Annotated in this window: 26 protein-coding genes; 4 read left to right on the top strand and 22 right to left on the bottom strand. The window is 42.0% G+C overall.

Going from position 1 to position 18,801, the window contains the following annotated elements; all coding sequences use genetic code 11:
• Nucleotides 1-52 precede the first annotated feature (52 nt).
• Nucleotides 53-277 carry a DUF6199 family natural product biosynthesis protein gene (locus tag PPM_RS30520; protein WP_017427631.1) on the top strand — a complete coding sequence of 75 codons (225 nt, stop codon included), beginning with the start codon at nucleotides 53-55 and terminating at the stop codon, nucleotides 275-277.
• A 16-nt stretch (nucleotides 278-293) separates the two neighbouring features.
• On the opposite strand, the gene PPM_RS14535 is transcribed toward PPM_RS30520, so the two are convergent.
• The 3 genes from PPM_RS14535 to PPM_RS14545 form a co-directional block, all read right to left on the bottom strand.
• On the bottom strand, nucleotides 294-962 hold the full coding sequence (locus tag PPM_RS14535) for an HNH endonuclease (protein WP_014599946.1): 669 nt from the start codon (nucleotides 960-962) through the stop codon (nucleotides 294-296).
• Between the two features lie 72 nt (nucleotides 963-1,034).
• Nucleotides 1,035-1,217, bottom strand: a complete 183-nt coding sequence (locus tag PPM_RS14540) for a hypothetical protein (RefSeq protein ID WP_014599947.1) — start codon at nucleotides 1,215-1,217, stop codon at nucleotides 1,035-1,037.
• A complete protein-coding gene (locus tag PPM_RS14545) occupies nucleotides 1,214-1,402 on the bottom strand; it encodes a hypothetical protein (protein ID WP_043921424.1) in 189 nt (62 codons plus the stop codon). Before PPM_RS14545 ends, PPM_RS14540 begins: the two co-directional genes overlap by 4 nt.
• A 430-nt stretch (nucleotides 1,403-1,832) precedes the next feature.
• On the opposite strand from PPM_RS14545, the gene PPM_RS14550 reads away from it, so the two are divergent.
• Entirely contained in the window at nucleotides 1,833-2,051 is a 219-nt protein-coding gene (locus PPM_RS14550; RefSeq protein ID WP_014599948.1) for a helix-turn-helix domain-containing protein, read from the top strand.
• A 24-nt stretch (nucleotides 2,052-2,075) separates the two neighbouring features.
• On the opposite strand, the gene PPM_RS14555 is transcribed toward PPM_RS14550, so the two are convergent.
• The 14 genes from PPM_RS14555 to PPM_RS14620 form a co-directional block, all read right to left on the bottom strand.
• Complete coding sequence (locus tag PPM_RS14555; protein WP_014599949.1) at nucleotides 2,076-2,303, bottom strand: hypothetical protein; 228 nt, start codon at nucleotides 2,301-2,303, stop codon at nucleotides 2,076-2,078.
• Entirely contained in the window at nucleotides 2,300-2,614 is a 315-nt protein-coding gene (locus tag PPM_RS14560) for a hypothetical protein (protein ID WP_014599950.1), read from the bottom strand. The genes PPM_RS14555 and PPM_RS14560 overlap by 4 nt, the downstream gene beginning before the upstream one ends.
• Nucleotides 2,565-3,083, bottom strand: a complete 519-nt coding sequence (locus tag PPM_RS14565) for a DUF1064 domain-containing protein (RefSeq protein WP_014599951.1) — start codon at nucleotides 3,081-3,083, stop codon at nucleotides 2,565-2,567. Before PPM_RS14565 ends, PPM_RS14560 begins: the two co-directional genes overlap by 50 nt.
• On the bottom strand, nucleotides 3,084-4,202 hold the full coding sequence (gene dnaN / locus PPM_RS14570) for a DNA polymerase III subunit beta (protein WP_014599952.1): 1,119 nt from the start codon (nucleotides 4,200-4,202) through the stop codon (nucleotides 3,084-3,086).
• A 128-nt stretch (nucleotides 4,203-4,330) separates the two neighbouring features.
• Nucleotides 4,331-5,287, bottom strand: coding sequence for a primosomal protein DnaI (gene dnaI / locus PPM_RS14575; protein ID WP_014599953.1), 957 nt, complete (start codon nucleotides 5,285-5,287; stop codon nucleotides 4,331-4,333).
• 6 nt (nucleotides 5,288-5,293) lie between these two features.
• Entirely contained in the window at nucleotides 5,294-6,304 is a 1,011-nt protein-coding gene (locus PPM_RS14580; RefSeq protein ID WP_014599954.1) for a phage replisome organizer N-terminal domain-containing protein, read from the bottom strand.
• Nucleotides 6,305-6,338: 34 nt separating this feature from the next.
• Entirely contained in the window at nucleotides 6,339-6,746 is a 408-nt protein-coding gene (locus tag PPM_RS14585; protein WP_231860473.1) for a hypothetical protein, read from the bottom strand.
• A gap of 8 nt (nucleotides 6,747-6,754) precedes the next feature.
• Entirely contained in the window at nucleotides 6,755-7,915 is a 1,161-nt protein-coding gene (locus PPM_RS14590) for a hypothetical protein (RefSeq protein ID WP_014599956.1), read from the bottom strand.
• A gap of 60 nt (nucleotides 7,916-7,975) precedes the next feature.
• Complete coding sequence (locus PPM_RS14595; RefSeq protein ID WP_231860474.1) at nucleotides 7,976-8,359, bottom strand: hypothetical protein; 384 nt, start codon at nucleotides 8,357-8,359, stop codon at nucleotides 7,976-7,978.
• Between the two features lie 5 nt (nucleotides 8,360-8,364).
• Nucleotides 8,365-8,733: a hypothetical protein gene (locus PPM_RS14600; protein ID WP_014599958.1), complete on the bottom strand. Its 369-nt coding sequence runs from the start codon at nucleotides 8,731-8,733 to the stop codon at nucleotides 8,365-8,367.
• A 105-nt stretch (nucleotides 8,734-8,838) separates the two neighbouring features.
• On the bottom strand, nucleotides 8,839-9,270 hold the full coding sequence (locus tag PPM_RS14605) for an ORF6C domain-containing protein (protein ID WP_014599959.1): 432 nt from the start codon (nucleotides 9,268-9,270) through the stop codon (nucleotides 8,839-8,841).
• Nucleotides 9,267-10,388 carry a ParB N-terminal domain-containing protein gene (locus tag PPM_RS14610; protein ID WP_014599960.1) on the bottom strand — a complete coding sequence of 374 codons (1,122 nt, stop codon included), beginning with the start codon at nucleotides 10,386-10,388 and terminating at the stop codon, nucleotides 9,267-9,269. The genes PPM_RS14605 and PPM_RS14610 overlap by 4 nt, the downstream gene beginning before the upstream one ends.
• 207 nt (nucleotides 10,389-10,595) lie before the next feature.
• Nucleotides 10,596-10,862, bottom strand: coding sequence for a hypothetical protein (locus tag PPM_RS14615; RefSeq protein WP_014599961.1), 267 nt, complete (start codon nucleotides 10,860-10,862; stop codon nucleotides 10,596-10,598).
• Between the two features lie 12 nt (nucleotides 10,863-10,874).
• Nucleotides 10,875-11,087 carry a helix-turn-helix domain-containing protein gene (locus PPM_RS14620; protein WP_017427617.1) on the bottom strand — a complete coding sequence of 71 codons (213 nt, stop codon included), beginning with the start codon at nucleotides 11,085-11,087 and terminating at the stop codon, nucleotides 10,875-10,877.
• Between the two features lie 230 nt (nucleotides 11,088-11,317).
• Here PPM_RS14620 and PPM_RS14625 point away from each other — a divergent pair, with 230 nt between their 5' ends.
• Both PPM_RS14625 and PPM_RS14630 read left to right on the top strand, forming a co-directional pair.
• A complete protein-coding gene (locus PPM_RS14625) occupies nucleotides 11,318-11,707 on the top strand; it encodes a helix-turn-helix domain-containing protein (protein WP_014599962.1) in 390 nt (129 codons plus the stop codon).
• A 109-nt stretch (nucleotides 11,708-11,816) separates the two neighbouring features.
• Entirely contained in the window at nucleotides 11,817-13,004 is a 1,188-nt protein-coding gene (locus PPM_RS14630) for a site-specific integrase (RefSeq protein ID WP_014599963.1), read from the top strand.
• Between the two features lie 67 nt (nucleotides 13,005-13,071).
• Here the strand turns inward: PPM_RS14630 and glnA are convergent, their stop codons facing one another.
• From glnA to PPM_RS14655, 5 genes are all read right to left on the bottom strand, one after another.
• Nucleotides 13,072-14,400, bottom strand: a complete 1,329-nt coding sequence (glnA, locus tag PPM_RS14635) for a type I glutamate--ammonia ligase (protein ID WP_013371539.1) — start codon at nucleotides 14,398-14,400, stop codon at nucleotides 13,072-13,074.
• A gap of 115 nt (nucleotides 14,401-14,515) precedes the next feature.
• Nucleotides 14,516-14,929, bottom strand: a complete 414-nt coding sequence (locus PPM_RS14640) for a MerR family transcriptional regulator (RefSeq protein WP_007430683.1) — start codon at nucleotides 14,927-14,929, stop codon at nucleotides 14,516-14,518.
• Between the two features lie 83 nt (nucleotides 14,930-15,012).
• Nucleotides 15,013-16,266 (bottom strand): aminotransferase class I/II-fold pyridoxal phosphate-dependent enzyme, encoded by a 1,254-nt coding sequence (locus PPM_RS14645; RefSeq protein WP_013371540.1) that lies wholly within the window; start codon nucleotides 16,264-16,266, stop codon nucleotides 15,013-15,015.
• Nucleotides 16,267-16,378: 112 nt separating this feature from the next.
• Entirely contained in the window at nucleotides 16,379-17,665 is a 1,287-nt protein-coding gene (gene hflX / locus PPM_RS14650) for a GTPase HflX (RefSeq protein ID WP_013371541.1), read from the bottom strand.
• Nucleotides 17,666-17,777: 112 nt separating this feature from the next.
• The gene (locus tag PPM_RS14655) at nucleotides 17,778-18,761 is read right to left on the bottom strand and encodes an AAA family ATPase (protein ID WP_013371542.1); all 984 of its coding nucleotides are present in this window, start codon (nucleotides 18,759-18,761) and stop codon (nucleotides 17,778-17,780) included.
• Between the last annotated feature and the right edge of the window lie 40 nt (nucleotides 18,762-18,801).

Below are 18,801 nucleotides of genomic sequence, written 5' to 3' on the forward strand. Positions count from 1 at the left end.
TATACTTTTCATCGTTATTTTTTGGTATAATTTAATTAAAGGAGTTGATAAAATGCTTGGTTTCGTACTTATACTTTTTGCAATTATTTTTTTCGCGCTTGGTATTTTAAGTAAACGAAATCCCACTTGGGGATGGCGTGCAAACGAAGCCTGGAAGATCAAAGGTGACTCAGAACCAAGTGATGCATACATTAATGACATGAAATTTAGAGGATCTGTATCTATACTCTTTGGGTCCTTCTTTTTAGTATGTGGACTTTTAGTTATATTCCTGTAAGTTCCACTTCCTATTCTCAATCATCAAAATACCCATATCCAAAAGGCACTTGCTGTTTAGCTGAAGCTCCTAAAATATCGTTTAGCATGTTTTCAAAAACACAAATCTGTTTTTCATCCATAGCTTCCAGCAAGCGCACTTCCTTAACCTTCAAAGATCGGCCTGCCGCTGTAGTAAGCAGTTCCATCACTGGCTTAATAGATTCTAGACGTTCCTTTTTCTCGTCTTCTACGCGCTTCCTTGCCGCCTGTTTACGGTTGTACTCTTCCCAATCTTGTTCATCAAACCAAAAATGATCGCCATATTTATCGCGAAATGCAGATATCCAGAATTGTAGCAACTCCTCATTTGTTTGTATCCGATCATGGCAAGGCCAGCAGAGCCGCAGGCCGTTTGTCTTGACTCCTCGTCCTTTTCTCCCGCGCGGATAAACGTGATGAGTAGTCGTGGCTTCGGCGGCTTTGCAACATTCACAGATTCCGTTTGAATCAGCAATCAGTTCCGCAATTACATCCTTCGGGAATTCTCCACGCTCCTTGGTATTAGGCCGTGACTGGTGGTGAGAGAGAATATCTTTTTTCCATTCAGGAACAGGTTTTTTATCCTTTTTCCGTTGTTCAAGTCTGCTGTAAGCCTTCTTTTGCTTTGGCTTTTTCTCCGGCTTCCAAAATGTTTGATGGGACATTCCCCTCGCCACCTTTCCGACAATTTAAATTCGTTTTTCCTTTGCTTATGCTTATATTTTGAGCCTAAACCACTACGGCTCCACTACGGATTTTAGAGGTTCAAGCAAGCCAGCTTCCTCTAAAATGGAATAATAATTATATCTTTCTTCCGTTGTTACACGCACTTTATTTATCGTATGGGATGCGTAGAAGGCCACGGCCTGCTGTACTTCAATAGGTTCTTCATCAAGCTTGTTCAAGTCGAGCTTTTTCACGAACTACTCTCCCTTACAAGGTGATCGTATTTTTCTTCAAACACACTCTTTAAATTTGATGGTAAGGTTTCAATAACTTCTTCCCACAAACTCAGCAATTCATTGTTATGAGAGTTATATTTCTGAATCTGAGCGTATCGTTCCGACAAAGCTGTGGTAAATTCGTCAGCCTCTTGTTTCGTCATATCCGCCCTCCTATATGTTTTCGGTTCCTATACAAGGTTGCTCGTTCGGATACAGTGTTGCGTAATCGAATCATTCAGCGTAGGAAAAGTTTCCTTAACTGATCTTGGCTTGTGCCAACCTCACCGCATGATCCCGGTGAACGCTCTGAGCTTAATGACCTGTTTATACTCGCTCAGACGAGTTTTTAATTCTTTGATCCAAATTGTAAGTAGGATGAAGTTCCACTCGAATTCCCAAAACCCGTCTTGCAGAATACCCATTGCTTGTATGTTTTTCTCATAATCAGCGCCTCCATTTTATATGCAATATACAATATGCAAACTCGTATATTTGTTTGTAAACCAATAATATACGAGTTTGCATATTCAGTCAATAGATATTGATAAAAAATATACAACATCGTATAATGCATTGTATTGAGGTGATATCATGGCTAAGGTTGTTAGGGTGCGTCCCAATTTGACAAACATTTTGAAAGAAAGGGATATGACCCAAAATCAACTATCTGAACTTAGTGGAGTTCCGCAAGCTTCTATCAGTCGATTCGACAAAAACGAGCGTCACGAAGCAAATATTTTATTCTCGATCTCAAAAGCACTTAATATTTCCATTGAAGATTTATTTGTTGAGGAGCAAGAGGAAGTATGACCTCTGTGCTCCTTTTATTTATCCTCAGATTGGGGTAAGCAGCCTTTCGAGTCGCATGATTTCTTTCTGCTGGTACTGAATAAGATCAATTGCCTCCTCCAGCGCCATAAGCTTCCAGTCATAGGCCATATCTGATACCTGGTCTATAGTTGTTCCGTATTTCTTAAGACCTTTCTCATTTTGCTTGTCCAGCAATTCTATGATCCGCTGTGTTACTTCCGGACGTTTAATTTCATTTTGAGAGCGCTTCATTTAATTTCCTCCTCCGTTCTCGGTAGAATAAGCGTACCACCGTAATACTCCATCTCTGCCTGATTAGGATCACTCACCGGACCCCAATGGTTATTGGTTTGCATGATACGAACAATATCAGTGGCATATGGTTCGTCTGTGTTAACTACCAGATACGTATTAAGTGGAGGCTTTCCATCCAGAAGCCGCAGCTCCTGAACCTTCCACAAAATCCGAGATAGATCACTTTTCTCACGTTCATCAAGGTATTTATTGATATCCTCATTTTTTAATACGGTGAATTTTACTTGCATTCCGGCTAGTCCTGACATTTTTCCTCTCTCCTTCTGCTTGTTTTAAAAGTTTATTGATAGCTCGTTTCCGATCCGCTTTTTCTTTCTTGAACTGCTTGATCGGAATGAATTCTCCTCGTTTTTTAGTGAGTATATCTATAGGTAAAGTCGGATATTTTGCTTGGAATAATTTCAATTTGACACGGAATGTCGATGTCTCTACACCCTTGATATCTATTACTCGCTGAGTATCGTCCAGATTAGTGACCAGAAAATCAGCAATGTAGGTCACTTTAGGTTTCTCCTGTAGTATAAATACAGGGTGGCACTTGAAGTCTTTGATTTCTCCATACTTGCGCTGACGAAGGAGTTCTTGGCAATACTCTCCCTCTGCTTTGCTATCAAAGAGTGTGCCTATCACATCTAATTCGTACCTTTTTACAATCCATTCCTCGAATAGTGTTCCATCGGCTGTAACAATCACTTTTTTGGCATTGTATTTACTCATCTATCCAGCCACCCTATAAGGGAGAACAATGTAGAAACTGGACTCGTCACTCCGAAGAGTGAGAGGCTTTAAAGAACCAGTGTACCCGAGTGTAATTACATCGTTTTCTAAGACCTTCAATGCATCCAACACATATTTTGCATTCAACGTCAGGTTGAAATTTTCTCCATTGAAACTAATTGGTGTTATACTTTCTGTTGCCTTGCCCGTTTCCTTCCCCTTACCTCGAATGTTAATTTCTTTTTCTGAAACAGAGAATGTGACAGCGTTATTTTTTTCTTCTTTCGCCAATGTAAAAATAAGCTCTAATGATTCGATCAGTTCTTTCCGGTTCACGGTTATTTCGGTAACTGCTTTAATAGCCATAGCATGGGTTGTATCAGGATAAATTCCTTCTAAAACACGGGAATAAAATATAAATCTTTCTGTTCGTGCGAACGCATTTATTACATCTCCGCCAGAAGACTTGGAAAAACCGAATTCTACTTCATCGTTGTCATTAACGATCTTCTGTAACTCAATTATTCCTCTGGCTTCAATAACAGCCGTGCCGATATTTCCAATATCAAATTCTCTTTCAGCATGGGCCAATCGGTGTCGGTTCGTTGCCACCATTTGAATTTTCCCGGTCTGAAGAATAACGTTTACCCCTGTAATGATAGGCAATGATTTTCCGTCTATATCTGCCGCGAAAACTGTCTTTTTGATCAGATTTTTTAAGTCTTTTCCCTTAATCTCAACAAACTCATTTTCATGTATCTCTGGAGGAGCAGGATATTCTTCTGGAGGCATTCCAGTTATCTCAATCTCCTTATTCCGTGACTTTATGGTGACTTGATTCCCATTTTTAACTTGCAGTTCTATTTTCCCATTGATCTTTTGAAGAATATCCAATAGAACTTTAGGCAGTGCCGCCGAACCAGTCTCTTTGATGTCTATGTTTTCCTCGACAAATGATTGGATAGTTGCTCGGTCATCGGTACCAGTAACGGTTACCCTGTCCTCCGTTGCTTCGATCAAAAAGCAACTCAATATGGGGATTATTACTTTTGTTGAAATTGCCTTGCTGGCATCTTCTAAAGCCTCAGCTAATAGAGCGCTGTCCACTACTATATTCATATGGTCCGTCCTCCTTTACCGTGTCCTTCTTGGCATTTGGGTTACATTCTGGGCATGGACCTAGTATCATCATGGAGCCAATGAAACTGTATGCAACCTTTGTGTCTTCGCATGCTCTACACATACCGTTAATCCCTCCGTCTATTTCTACCACCCACCGGCAGTATCTTTACAAATGGTTCTATTCGCTCAAAGATCCGGGCCGCTTTTTTGTCATTCTGTTTCTGTTCGCTCGGCTTGCTGTCTTTCACATTCACCAAATGCTGTTTCAGCTCACTCATGGTTAAATTCGATGTGTAGATCGTCGTTAGGCGTTCCATCCGCCGCTGAAGTATTGGTCCCAGGACTTCATCCCTTGTCCAAGTCGTTAATGACTCGGCCCCGATATCGTCCAATATCAACACAGGAACAGTTCTCAAAGCATCAAGTTTGCTTTCAACAGTCTCTGTCTTTGAGCCAATTGCATCCTTGACCTCCAGTAGAAAATCAGGGACATAGACCATCAGTACGCTTACGTCACGCTTAGCCAACTCTTGGGCAATGGCTCCAACAATACGACTTTTGCCTACACCCATTTGACCGTAAAAGTACAAACCTTTTGTTGTTTCACCTGGTACAAATTCATCACAAAAGTTTATTGCCGCCGCAATTGCAGATATTCGCTGCGGGTCAGGTTCAATGTCCTCAAAAGTTGCATTTAGGATGTGATCCGGGATGTAATGACTCTTTATCCTCTGACCTATTCCTTGTTCTCTTTCGTGAGCGACCAGCAATGGGCATTTTTGAAGTCGGAAGACTAGTTCATCACCTTTAGTCGGACTAGGTTCCGCAACGCTTGTATGCCCCTTCTGTTCGTTCTGGCAAGCCAGTAACCCCGGACACTCGCTGCATTTATCGCAATAGGATATATGCTGTGATAGATCTCTATATCGTTTGGGTTCTGTCAAATCGTCCGTTCTGTCTGGAAACTCAGCTTTCAGCCGATGAACCTCAGGATGGTTTGCTAGACGTTCCAGCACCGCAGCCTGTCTCTTGGCAAAACCAGCGGGTATTAATGCCTTTAGTTCTTTTCCGAAGCTCTCCATGTGGCATCAACCTCCCTGTTTAGCCCTCAATTTTACAAGCATGTTCTGAATGTCCACTTGGGTATATTCGCTTGTTGGGACTTCTATTTCCGGTTCCACCTCATCCAGTGGCGTTTCATCCTCTTTGCTCTTGCTATCAACTTCTCGCAATGCATGCAAGGAGAAAATAATTGTCGCACAATAACTCAGACTCCGTATCCCATCGCGCTTATGCTTAGGTTTAAATTTGTCAAAGGATTGATCAATTCCGTCCAAGGCGGTTTGAAGCGGTACACTAGCAGCTAGCAATTCATCAATGCTCGTTTCGTCGGCTGCTGTAATGTGTAGTCCTTTTCCCCTGCGCTGCAAGTACTTGTTGGCAATGGCGTTGCGATAGTCAATATCCGAAGATGATATTTCATCCTGTCCAGAGTCGGCATCTGTTTCAGGAGTGACAGGAACGGCATCCTGTCGGGTGAACGGTATCCCCTCATCTTCGGATTTGATTTCAGTCTCGGGCGTCAAACACCAACAACTATCTTTTTCTAGTTCTAAATCTAATTCTTTATCTGTTTCGTTACCGATCGTTACTGTAACGTTACTAGTAGCGTTTCCTGTAACAGGAGAATTTGCTTCACCTGAACCAAGCTGCTTCTGCTTATCCCGATATTTTTGAACTCTCTTTTTAGTTTGTTCTCTGACCTTCTCCATACCGTCTACATTCTGATGCTTCTCCCAGTTAGGCAGAAAGAAAGCTCCTTGCTCAGATACTTCCAGCATCCCAAATCTTTCAAAGATGGATAGAGCCATTTTTATAACTGGCAGCGGCCTCTTGATCACTGAAATCAACATGTCCTCTGTATATGGAATAGTTTCGGTCAGCATGATGTAACCGCCCATATTTGATCTTCCTGTCATAGTCATTAGCTTAAGCCATATAACAATGATCGTGTCAGCTTCGGGCATATCTTCGATGATTTTAATTTTTTCGTCGTCAAACATGCCAGTACTGAGCTTGATCCATTTAATTTCTGCCATGTTTCAACCTCTTCTCAGCTTTTGAATCATAAATCTACCTGTTTGCGCTGGCGTTGTTACCAAACTCCGCTAGCAGAACCTTGAGGCTGTATTTTAAAGAGTTTATTACCTGATCATTACTTTCTACAGCATTGCTCCAGCGGACCTTATCGGCTTCCGCATCTGCTTCTTGGGTGCGAAGATCAATGACCGCCAATTCCGCTCGCTGCTCCCTAAGATTCTCTGCCGCTATATATGCTTCAGCATAAACACGCTTTCTCTCAGCATATTTCTTCTTATAATCCCTTACGGCCTCAGCTGCCTTGCGCCCCAGGAGAATCTGGACTTCGGTCAACAATTCAATCTTACGTGCCAGTGTAGCAGGGTAATCATGGCTGCATTGATCCGCAAGACTATAAAGCTCTCCGAGCGTATATTGTTTTTGTAGAGACAATGCAGCCACTCCTTTTTTTATACATGTGCTCCTATATGGAGCAGTCGTTCCCTAACTTCAGGCCAAAGGTATGCCTGCCTGCCTTCTCCGTTTCCATCCCGGCAGAACCATTTTGAGATAGTTGGCTTACCACCTGTAACATAATCCCTTAAGCCTTTAACCCAGGACGATTCTGTACCAGACATAGCCAATGAACGAGTGTAGAGAGACATAATTCGAGGCGGATCATACTTTTTCTCACCCAGTCTGTGGCCCAAGAAATATGGGTTCCCTTCGGTTTCCATCAGACCAAGTCGGCCATTATCTTTTTTAAAGAACTGGAATTTACGAGAGGTCCAGTTGATTTCATATAAGTAATCCAGCACACTATTTGCTAGCTTAATCCTTCCGTCTTTTCCGGCTTTTTTAGCCGCTGTACTCCACTCCTTTAAATTAGCCTCACTAGGAATGAATCTGGATTTTGGGTTGTGATGACCTGATCTCTTCGTCAGTTTTCTAAGTCTGTTTTCGGGTTTTATAGCAAGGTCAAACAATTCGAAACTTGCCAAGTTGGTATAGTAATCTTTATTAACTATGACCCACCACATATTATTGATATTGTGGTAGACGGTCCCGCGCATCAACGTTCCCTTTCTACCTCTGAAATATTTCACTTCGCCGTTATTTATCCGTATCCCATCTTTATCGAGAGCGTTATAATCAGGAAGATTTTCTGAACTCCAGTGTCTGCTTGGCGAATTAAGCTTATTAAATACCTTATCGTATGACGTTTTTAGTACTGGTTCAGAGTCACAAGTAAATCCTTCCTTCAGTAAAAATTGTTCCATATACCTGACTTCAACTAGAAACCGCTTTTGGAGTAGATAAGGCATCTTTTCAAATTTGTTAAAGTCATATCTACCGCCGTTTGGGTTCTCTACATTAATTTCTTGATAGAATTCAAGTTTTGCACCACAATTATATTTTTCACCAACAAACAGAAGCTCTCCCTTGTTGCCAGCAAAACGGTCCTTCGAAAGGATAGGATAGTCACGGTCTATTCGTGGATCAGATCCAATGACAAAACCTCTATTCCTCATCATGTCTAACATCCGTAAAAAGGTAGGATGGGATATTTCTTTATCGCCTCTTACAGCTATGCTTGTATTCCAAATGCTAAAATCCTTGTCTCCTCTCACAAGACAGGCCTCCTGTTTTCATTTTCAAAATCTTGTGTTATACTTCCGTTGAATTGTTTCTTAAATGATCGTGTTGGTAGCACGATTGTTTTTCTGGACTTTTCTGTCTTTTCTTTTGCGGTATAACTTACGGCAATAGTAATTACAGAAAAGTCCTTCTTCTTTTGGATTGGGAATTTTTTGTCCTTCAAAGACTTCTTTTTCACAATGCTTGCAGCATCCTATTTTTTTACCAGATATCTTGTATCCTGATGACTTAGGAGCCTCTAGCCCTTCATATTCTTCATTTTTAAATTCCTCAAGTTCACTTAATTCAGCAGTAAGCAAATCTATTTGAGCATGAATTTCGTCAGTCGGTAATCCGAATTTGACAGCGTCAATGCTGTCCTCATATAATTCACGTAATTGCGCTCTAAGCACCCTAGATCGTTTATGATCGTCCAACTCTCTCAGCTCCATATCTCCGCCTCAAGTTCGGATATTTTAGCCTTCAATTGCCTTTCTTGTTCCTTCAAAGGTTTCATCTTCTGAATACAAACGTGATTAGGCCATGGACTATCTGTAATAGCATATTGAGTTTTATAAATGGCCTGAAGCTTTTGTTCAGTAAGTTCTTTTTCCTTTTGAAGAGAAAGCTTTTTCTTATCCTGCTCTGTCAGCTCTAGCAGCTCAATATCTACTGAATGTTGACAATTCAACCAGCGACGCATGAGTAATACAGCGGCTATAAGTGAGTCTGCTGGTTGATCTAATGTAAATTTGAATCCTTCATCATCCACAATAGGAATAGAGTAAATAGTTTGCATTTTGCTATTCATTTTGCCTTGTCCTTACGCCGGATATTACGAACGATAATGGCATGCTGTAATTCGTTTTCGAACCAGATACGAGCCAATTCCGGTAGAGTCATAATCATTCACCCCTTAGATATAGTCTTCTGGACGAAAGTCTTTAACGAAGTAAATGGAATCATCAAAATCAATGCGCCGGATGTGACTGTACTTCGCGACTGAGAACAAAACTTTCAACTTACTCCAAATCATGCGGCGATATTTTCCGACCGTTTCGTTAAATTTTCCATCTGTCTCCTTGTAACGATCTTTTGTGAGAGTAATGGACCTAATTCTTACTGCATCCTGTAACTGATAGCATTCAGCATCCGTCAGCGTTACACTGTCCCGAACCTCTTGAACCATCATCTGAACTTCTTCCACTTTTTCAGTTACATCCAAATGCATTTGCTTAATACCGTCTACGAGGCCTCTAATTGCCATGCCTTGGGCTTCTGTCAGTTGCATTTGCTTTTCAACTACAGACAAAAAATCTGGCTGCTGATTAGGATTAATTAGTGTCATTTTTCTACCACCTTTCTACCGTTAACGGCTGGACGAAGTTGTTCAATGAAGGCTTCCAACATATCCAAACTTTCAGACAACCGTTTCTTTTCAGAGCTACTTGCACTGCCTATTGCCCCCAACATGAACGAAGTAATTCCAACCTTTTGCAGAAACTGTTTCACATGGATACTCACTTGGATCGTGTTGCTGTCCGCTTCAAAGCGAAGCCTCTTCATTTGAGCAGCGGCCTCCTGTTCGTTGAAGTCGTCTGGCTTCTGGAGTTTGATACTCTCAAGTTCTTCTTTAGCTCTTTGGTAGCCACTCTTCAATTGTTCAACTTTTAAACGTTCTTTTTCCAAATCATCATTGAGTTTGTTTTTCCAATATTCATCGCGTTGCTTGAGCTGTGCTTCTGCCTCTTTTTCCTTTTGACGAATGAAAATGCCCGTTTCTTCCTCATGACGCTCAACAGCCGCAGATATGGCATCCTCAAGTTGATCCGCAGGAATGGCATCTTTGTACTGTCTTTGTAACTCAATCTTGTCCCGCTCTGCCAGCTCTGCTCTTTCCTCTGCCTCACGCACAGCAGCTTCGAGCCGAGCTTTGGTTTCTACAAATGCCTTGTGAGTGCTGATCAAACCTTCATCAAGCTGTTGAATGATTTCAGGAGTAGCATTTTCCGCAATAAACTTCGCTTTGTCATACTGCCTACCGGAACCAAAGCCTGCTTGATCCGCTACAATGTCCCGTACTTGTCCGGTTGGTTGGTCAGGTAAATTTTCCTTGCCGCCAACCATCCGTTCTCTGGCCTTTAGACGTTCAACCTCCTCCAATCTCCGCGCCCACTCGACTCGCTCGCTAAACGTGAATTCCTTGCGATGTTCGTTTTCGCTGATCTCAAGCTGTAGTTGATGTTCAAAATCCTTTATTTCCATAACTCTTACCGTCACTTCTGAGCGTCCAAGGAACTGGTGCGCTCTCAACCGCCGTTCTCCAGCAATCAACTGATAATCCGGTGTTACTACAATAGGATTAATAAGTCCGTTTTGTTCTATATCCTGGGCCAATTCTTCTATTCCCCCAAAGTCCTTGCGGATACGATCACTGACTTTGATTTTGCTGATACCAATTTGCAAGTTGATTCTCCTTTCTTTACATCCCCTCTGTGATAAAATGTAAGTTGTTGTAGCTTTATCAATTCATTAAAGAAAAGAGATGCTATCTTGTAAAGATACTCTCGCTATTTTTTTAATAGAGTAGAATGCTTACATTCTTTAAATCATGCAGTCAGTTATCCAGTTGTTCTATATTGGGTGTAGTCATTTAGTTTTGTTCTCCTTTCTTTAATAAGATTGTTCCAATAACCAATTTTCCAAGAACTCACGCGTTTCTCTCGCAGGAAAATACCATTTGCTCCCTACTTTCCGTTTCGGAAATCCTGGATGATAGAAAAATTGTTCTTGTATAAAGTTCCAACTCATACATGTACGACGCTTTAATTCAGCCGCATCCCAAAATACGTACTCCACATCAGCTTCTTTTAAAACCTCCGCTATCTTCGATTTGACCAGTTGAAAGGCTTCTTTTTCGTCAACGCTGACTGACAACATGTTTATCCCTCCTTAATTGTTGTTTTCTTTTAATTTCTTAGGAACCAGCTTGATCTCTAATCCCAAAGCATCGCAGGCTTTTCTAAGCGTGGTTTCGTTCCACCGACGACTTCCATTTAGCAAATTGTGCATGTACTGCGGGGAACACCCAACTAAATGAGCTAAATCAGAAGGATTTAATCCTTTTTCATTTATAAGTGGCCTCATTTGTTCAGAAACCTTCATTTCATCACCTCCGTTGAAATAATATTAATCCATTTGATTAATTAAATCAAACGTAAAATTAATCAAATAGATTCAAATAGAAGCATTTTAGATTATTATCCATATAGTTTAATATATATGCTCAATTTTTCGCCTATTTGCTTCTTTTTAATCTATTTGCTGTTTGTATTTTAATCTATTTGTTGATATCATTAATTCATCAATTAGTTTAAAAGGAGCGGTCACAGGACATGTCTAGTTATCCTAACCGGATAAGAGAGATTAGAAAATCACAAAAGAAATCAGGAGTACAAGTAGCTGAATTTTTAGGAATTACCCCTCAATTTCTATACAATATCGAAAAAGGAAGCCGAACTTTAAATACTGAGGTAGCTTCAAAATTAGCCGAGTATTTTGATGTAACCGTAGATTACCTTCTTGGCCGTACAGAAGCCGAAAAAGATGATCGCCAATATCCAGAGTGGGCCACGTCAAAGGACATTCGGGATTTTAAAACAATACTTGAAGAAGATGCGCCGGTAATGTTCGATGGCGTACCAATCTCAGAAGACGACAAAGAAAAAATTAAACGGGTCATGGAAGCTATGTTCTGGGATGCTAAAAAGAACAAAAAAGATTAATTGTTTTGAATGAAATAGCTTTCCTAAATATTCACTTTGCGCTTTCACCGCTGCGAGGCGGTTTCACATACACAAAAAACGGAACATTTGTTCTATTGGAGGAATAATCATGGCAAACTTTAAAAGATTAAAGAGTGGTTGGCGGTATCGGTTAAAGTACACCGATCCGTTTACACAGCAACAAAAGGAGAAGTCAGAACGGGGATTCCGTACAAAACCGGAAGCAGAGTTAGCTGCAGCAGAATTTTTAAAGAGAATAAAACAAGGTTACGAACAGATTGACATGCCTCTCGTCGATTATATAGAAAGTTGGATCATCAACTATAAAAAAGGAGATGTTAGAAAAAACACACTTAAACAACATATGAACAATCTAAAAACACACATTAAGCCTTATTTTAAACAATTAATGATAAAAGATTTAAAACCAGATATGTACCAAAAATTTTTAGATGCTTGTTTAGAAAAAGGCTTAAGCCGAAGAACAGTCGAAATAATTAACTCAACAGTTTACAGTGCTTTAGAACTCGCAGTAATTCAAGGAAAGTTAGAACGTAATCCTTGCATAGGATCAATTATTAAGGGAGAGAGGAAACAAAAAACTATTGATTTCATTGATTCTGAGGATATTCCTCGTTTTCTTTATACAGCAAGAGGATATGGTTATATATACTGGATATTTTTCAAAGTGCTGTTGGAGACTGGCATGCGTAAAGGTGAAGCCGCTGCTTTAAAGTGGTCTGATATTAATTTTAAGGAGAAAAAAATTCACATTAATGAAACTTTGGATTTCCAACCTGATAACGAGGACGAGCTATTCGGGGAAACAAAAACATTCAAATCAAAACGAACAATCAGTGTAAGTACATCTCTAATCAACGATCTAAAGTATCATGCTAGTTGGCAGAACCAGAATAAAATTAATCTCGGAGAAACAATGTACCGACATGATTTAAATCTCGTTCTATGTAGAAATGACGGACGTCCTATGCCGAAGTCAACACTATTTAACGCATTTAAGCGTATCTTGAAGCGCGCTAGTCTCGATGGAGTTTTACGTATCCATTCTCTTCGTCACACTTACGCAGTGCTCATGCTTGAAGCTGGAGCCGATATAAAGTTTGTCCAGGAGCAGCTTGGTCATGGTAGTGTGCAGATTACATCTGATGTATACGCACACATTTCTAAAAAGTTAGAGAAACGTAACATAGACAGATATGAGGAATACACAAGCAAAATTCTCGACTCAAACAATTTTAAGTCGGGGGACATTTGGGGGACACCCCAGAAGAATTAATAAACTCCTCTGAAACGTCCCCCATTACAACTCCCAAAAAAACCGCATACTCACAGGTTTTTATCTATTAATAAAGCGTCAGATATTGATCACGTTCCCACTGGTGAACCTGTGTTCTGTACATATCCCATTCAATTTCCTTAAGCTCATAGAAGTAAGCCAGAGCATGATCACCCAGTGCGTCAGAGATCACCTCGCTCCGAATAAGCTCAGACAGAGCTTCTTTCAGGTCTGCAGGCAGACTAGGAATGCCTTCTTCAATTCGCTCTTCCTCGGACATCACGTAGATGTTGCGATCGATTGGGGCTGGCAAAGCCATCTGACGTTTGATACCATCCAAACCTGCTCTCAGCATTACAGCCAAGGCTAGATAAGGATTCGCTGCCGGGTCAGGGTTCCGAACTTCGACGCGAGTGCTCAGGCCACGAGATGCGGGGATCCGAATCATCGGACTCCGATTGCTTGCAGACCAAGCAACATAACAAGGCGCTTCATAACCTGGTACGAGACGTTTGTAGGAATTTACTGTTGGATTCGTGATCGCTGCCATTGCACGTGCATGTTTAAGAATACCTGCCATATAGTGGCGAGCTGTCTGGCTTAATCCGAGTTCATCCGTCTCATCATAAAATACGTTTTCATTGTCCTTAAACAACGATTGGTTGCAGTGCATACCGGAACCATTCACGCCGAACAAAGGTTTTGGCATAAAGGTTGCATGCAAACCATGCTGACGAGCAATGGTCTTAACAACGAGCTTGAACGTTTGAATCTGATCGGCAGCTTTAACTGCATCTGCATATTTAAAGTCAATCTCATGCTGACCAGGTGCGACCTCATGGTGGGATGCTTCAATTTCGAAGCCCATCTCTTCAAGCTTAAGAACAATTTCACGACGGCAGTTCTCACCCAGATCCATTGGAGCCAGGTCAAAATATCCGCCTTGGTCATTCAGTTCTGTGGTTGGATCGCCTTTTTCATCGGTTTTGAACAAGAAGAATTCAGGTTCTGGTCCGACATTCATCGAAGTGTATCCCATTTCTTCAGCTTCCTTAAGTACACGTTTCAAGATCCCCCGCGGGTCACCTGCAAATGGAGAGCCGTCTGGCTTGTAAATATCGCAGATCAAACGAGCTACACGATCTGAGGTTACCCATGGGAATACAACCCAAGTGTCCAAATCTGGATATAAGTACATGTCAGATTCTTCGATACGTACATAGCCTTCTATGGAAGAACCGTCAAACATCATTTTGTTATCCAAAGCTTTTTCCAGCTGGCTAACAGGAATTTCAACGTTCTTAATGGTGCCCAGCAAATCTGTAAACTGCAAACGAATAAAACGAACATTTTCTTCTTTCGCAATCCTAATGATATCTTCTCTGGTATAACTCACACTAACCTCTCCCTTTCTGTAACGACTATATGCAAATCGGCTGTATCATAAATGACTTAAATGATGAGACCGTTTTTAAGTAGAATAAACTTATGCCAAAAGGTAAGCCACAGCATTATCTTTTGTTGAAAAACCGTGATAATTCGCCTTGGATCAAAGATACCTGTCCTGGTCTTTTGCCTGCAACAAGTTGTTGCTTCAACAAACGATGAAGCTGAGTGTCGGACATTTCACGGCGTTTGACTTCCGTATCTGCAGTAATAACTGTAGCTTCCTCCGATTCCTTGGTAACCGGATTCATGACTTGTTTAATTCCTGCAATGTTTACACCCTTCTCGATCAACGCCTTAATTTCGAGCAGACGCTCTACATCATTAAATGAAAAAAGTCGTTGGTTACCTGATGTACGGGCAGGAACTATCAAATTATGCTGCTCATAATAACGAATCTGACGTGCTGACAAGTCCGTTAGCTTCATGACAATACCTATTGGAAACAAGGCCATATTTCTGCGAATTTCGTCGCCCATTTGTCATCAACCTTCCAGTGATCTATTATTCACCTTATTGTACATTTAGCTGATGCAAAGTGTCAATGATATGTTAGAAAAACTCACAATAATTTACGTTCTTTCATCGTTTGCAGAGCCATAAGTACTCCATATTTGACATGAGAGTAGGTTAAGCCCCCTTGCATGTAACCAATATAAGGCTCTCGAATCGGAGCATCTGCGGATAATTCCAAACTTCCACCTTGTATGAATGTACCTGCTGCCATAATAACCGGATGCTCATAACCCGGCATATCCCACGGCTCTGGCACCACATGGCTATCCACGGCGGCTGCGCGCTGAATGCCCTGTACAAAAGCAATTAGATGTTCTGCTCCGCTAAAAGAAATGGCCTGAATCAAATCCGTACGCTCTTCATGCCAGGCCGGTTTGGTCTCAAAACCCATTTCCTCAAAGACTGCAGCTGCGAATATACTTCCTTTAACCGCTTGCCCCACCAATGTAGGAGCAAGGAATAGTCCCTGGTATATGCCTCGTGTAGTACCTAGCATCGCTCCTACTTCTCCCCCGATACCGGGTGCTGTTAATCGGTAGGATGCCAGCTCTACATATTGATGTTTGCCGCAGATATATCCACCCGTTTCTGCAATGCCACCACCGGGATTTTTAATCAACGAACCTGCCATCAAATCAACACCGACCTGAGTAGGTTCCAGCTTCTCAGTAAATTCCCCGTAGCAATTGTCTACAAAGACAATTACGTCAGGCTTTATCTTTTTCACTCGTGCCGTCATTTCTTCAATATCTGCCACACTAAAGGAAGCTCTCCAATCATAGCCGCGTGAGCGCTGGATACCAATCACTTTGGTATTGTCATGGATTGCGGACTCCACCGCTTTCCAGTCCACTTTACCTTCTGCTGTCAGCGCTGTCTCTCCATAAGTAACACCAAAGTCCTGCAATGATCCTGTTCCGTCGCCGGGCTTACCAATCACTTTGTGTAAGGTATCATATGGTCGCCCTGTAATGTATAACAACTCATCCCCTGGTCGCAGCACACCAAATAAAGCCGTGGCGATGGTATGCGTTCCCGAGGCAAAATGCGGACGCACCAACGCTGCCTCCGCACCGAACACATCTGCATAGACTTCTTCCAGCACTTCACGCCCCCGGTCATTGTAAGCATATCCCGTTGAACCTGCAAAATGAAAATCGCTCACTTGCTTGCGCTGGAAGGCCTGAATGACCTTCCACTGATTTGCATCTACAATATGATCTATGTGCTGTATACGTTCTTGTATTTTATGTTCTACCGTTTCCTGAATTTGCTGAATTTCCGGACTAAAAACTACCATTTACCTTCTTGACCCTCTCTCTTCCGCAGCCTTAGGCTAATCATGTTATATTGTTGTTCCATTTGGAACGATAAGCATTATGATCTTATTGACCCAAAAACGTCATTAGATGTTAACTTTCTGTGAACTCACTGAGAGCATGACCATACTTTTCGTATTCGCCTCTTTGAATTTCTACCTCATAAATGACATCATTGCCATCATACTCTGTCAGCAGTACATCTCCAATTCGATAAAGCACAGATGTTAAATCCCCACGTTCCGCAGGAATACGGAATCTCAGTGTGTCACCGCTCAGATGCTCCTGAACCAGTTCGCGAATGCGTAGCAAATCCGCTTCATCAAATGCACTGATTTTCAAATAGCCTTCCCCGGAAGGAAGCATTTCCAATTGTTCAGGGGTGCAAGCATCTTTTTTGTTAAACAATACAATCTGAGGCTTGTCCGCAGCCCCAAGCTGTTGCAGAATTGACTCTACAACTTTCATTTGTTCGTCACGCATGTCTGAAGAGGCGTCCACGACATGTAAAATGAGATGGGCCTCATTGGCCTCTTCCAAAGTGGCCCGGAAAGAGGCTACCAAATCATGAGGCAGATTTTGAATAAATCCTACTGTATCTGTGAGAATAACTTCTTTGCCACTCGGCAATTCCATTGTTCTGGAGGTAGGGTCGAGCGTTGCAAACAGTTGGTTCTCAATATATACATCGGCAGCTGTCAGTTGCTTCAACAGTGTTGATTTCCCGGCATTCGTATAGCCAACAAGTGCCACCTGAACGATGCCAGCCTTTTGTCTGCGCTCCCTGTGTAAATACCGATGACGCGTCACTTCCTCAAGTTGGCGTTTCAGATCACTAATTCGGTCACGAATGTGACGACGGTCCGTCTCGAGCTTGCTTTCACCAGGACCACGTGTTCCGATTCCGCCACCGAGCCGTGAAAGGTTTTTACCGTGTCCAGACAGTCGAGGGAGTAAGTATGACAACTGCGCCAGTTCAACCTGGATAATACCTTCCCGTGTTTTTGCACGCTGAGCAAATATGTCCAGAATTAACTGTGTTCGGTCAATTATTTTGAGATCCAGGCTCTCTTCCAGATTTCGTACTTGAGCTCCCGAGAGCTCCTGATCAAAAATAGCTGTATTCGCTCCCAATTCTTCAGCAACTGCACGCAATTCATCTACTTTTCCTTTGCCAATAAACCATTTTGAGTCTTTGGATTCCCTATTTTGTGTGAGGACGCTTAGGACTTCAACTCCCGCTGTTTCAGCCAGCTTCACCAGTTCTTCCAACGAATATTCTGTATTGATGCCAGATCGTTTGACTTCATCCGTAATTAGACTGACCAGTACCGCCTTATCCTGCATTTCGGTTTGTGTATCATGAGTGGAGTTCGCCATATTGTTTGCTCCTTTATTTTCATGTCAACTCTCGAACAGAAACCGACCTGATGTCAGGCCGGCCCTCGTTCGATGTCATACAATTCGATATGATTCAGATTCCTATTATCGCCTATCTTTTGTCCATTTTCAAATCCTCTGGTCGCAACGTCATCAACTCCTGCTTACCGGGTTGCCCGCTCCTGTACTGATTAAGCAGCCTGACAGCTTGGTGTCGAATCGCTTTTTCAATCACATTACGAACATAACGTGCATTACTAAATGCATGGAGACTGTCATTTCGCTCATTTAGCAAATGCTCCTTCATTTTGAGTATAGACTGAGGCATGAGAATATAATCCCTTTCCTTAGCCATCAATTCCGAAATTTGAATGAGCTGATCCACAGTGTAGTCAGGAAAATCCAACTGGATTGGAAAACGAGAAGGAAGACCAGGATTTGTCCGTAAAAAAAAGTCCATTTCTCCCGAATACCCTGCGAGGATCAAAATAAATTGATTTTTTTGGTCTTCCATGGCCTTTACCAGGGTATCAATCGCTTCTTTTCCAAAATCCTTTTCCCCTCCGCGTGCTAAACTGTAAGCCTCATCAATGAACAGCACGCCGCCAAGAGATTTCTTTACCAGGTCCCGCGTTTTTTGTGCAGTGTGGCCGATATACTCACCTACCAAATCAGCCCTCTCCACCTCAATCAGATGGCCCTTACTCAGCACCCCCATTTTTTGCAGCATTTTAGCGATAATGCGGGCTACTGTCGTTTTCCCCGTACCTGGATTTCCTTTGAAAATCATGTGATATACGTGTGCGTTGCTCAACAGACCTGCATCAGTGCGCATGTGGGCGATTTGTAAAAAGGCATATACCTCAAATACCAGCTCTTTGATGTTATCCAAGCCGACGAGATGATCGAGTTCTTTCTGAATTTCCTGATAAAGACTGAGATACTGTGGTAGCGCCTGCGACTTGGTCGAAGCCACTGCTTCCGTCTCGTCCACAGTCACCGAAGCGATCGGCTCCGGGCTACGCAGGACGACATTGATTTGTCTGGAAGGTCTCTCCTCCGACCGCTTGCCCGCGGCGATTCCCCGTCCGTTCATGCATCCATCACCTCAACATTTCTTCAGGCACAGCTTACCC

The sequence above is a fragment of the Paenibacillus polymyxa M1 genome (genome assembly GCF_000237325.1).
GTDB lineage: Bacteria > Bacillota > Bacilli > Paenibacillales > Paenibacillaceae > Paenibacillus > Paenibacillus polymyxa_C.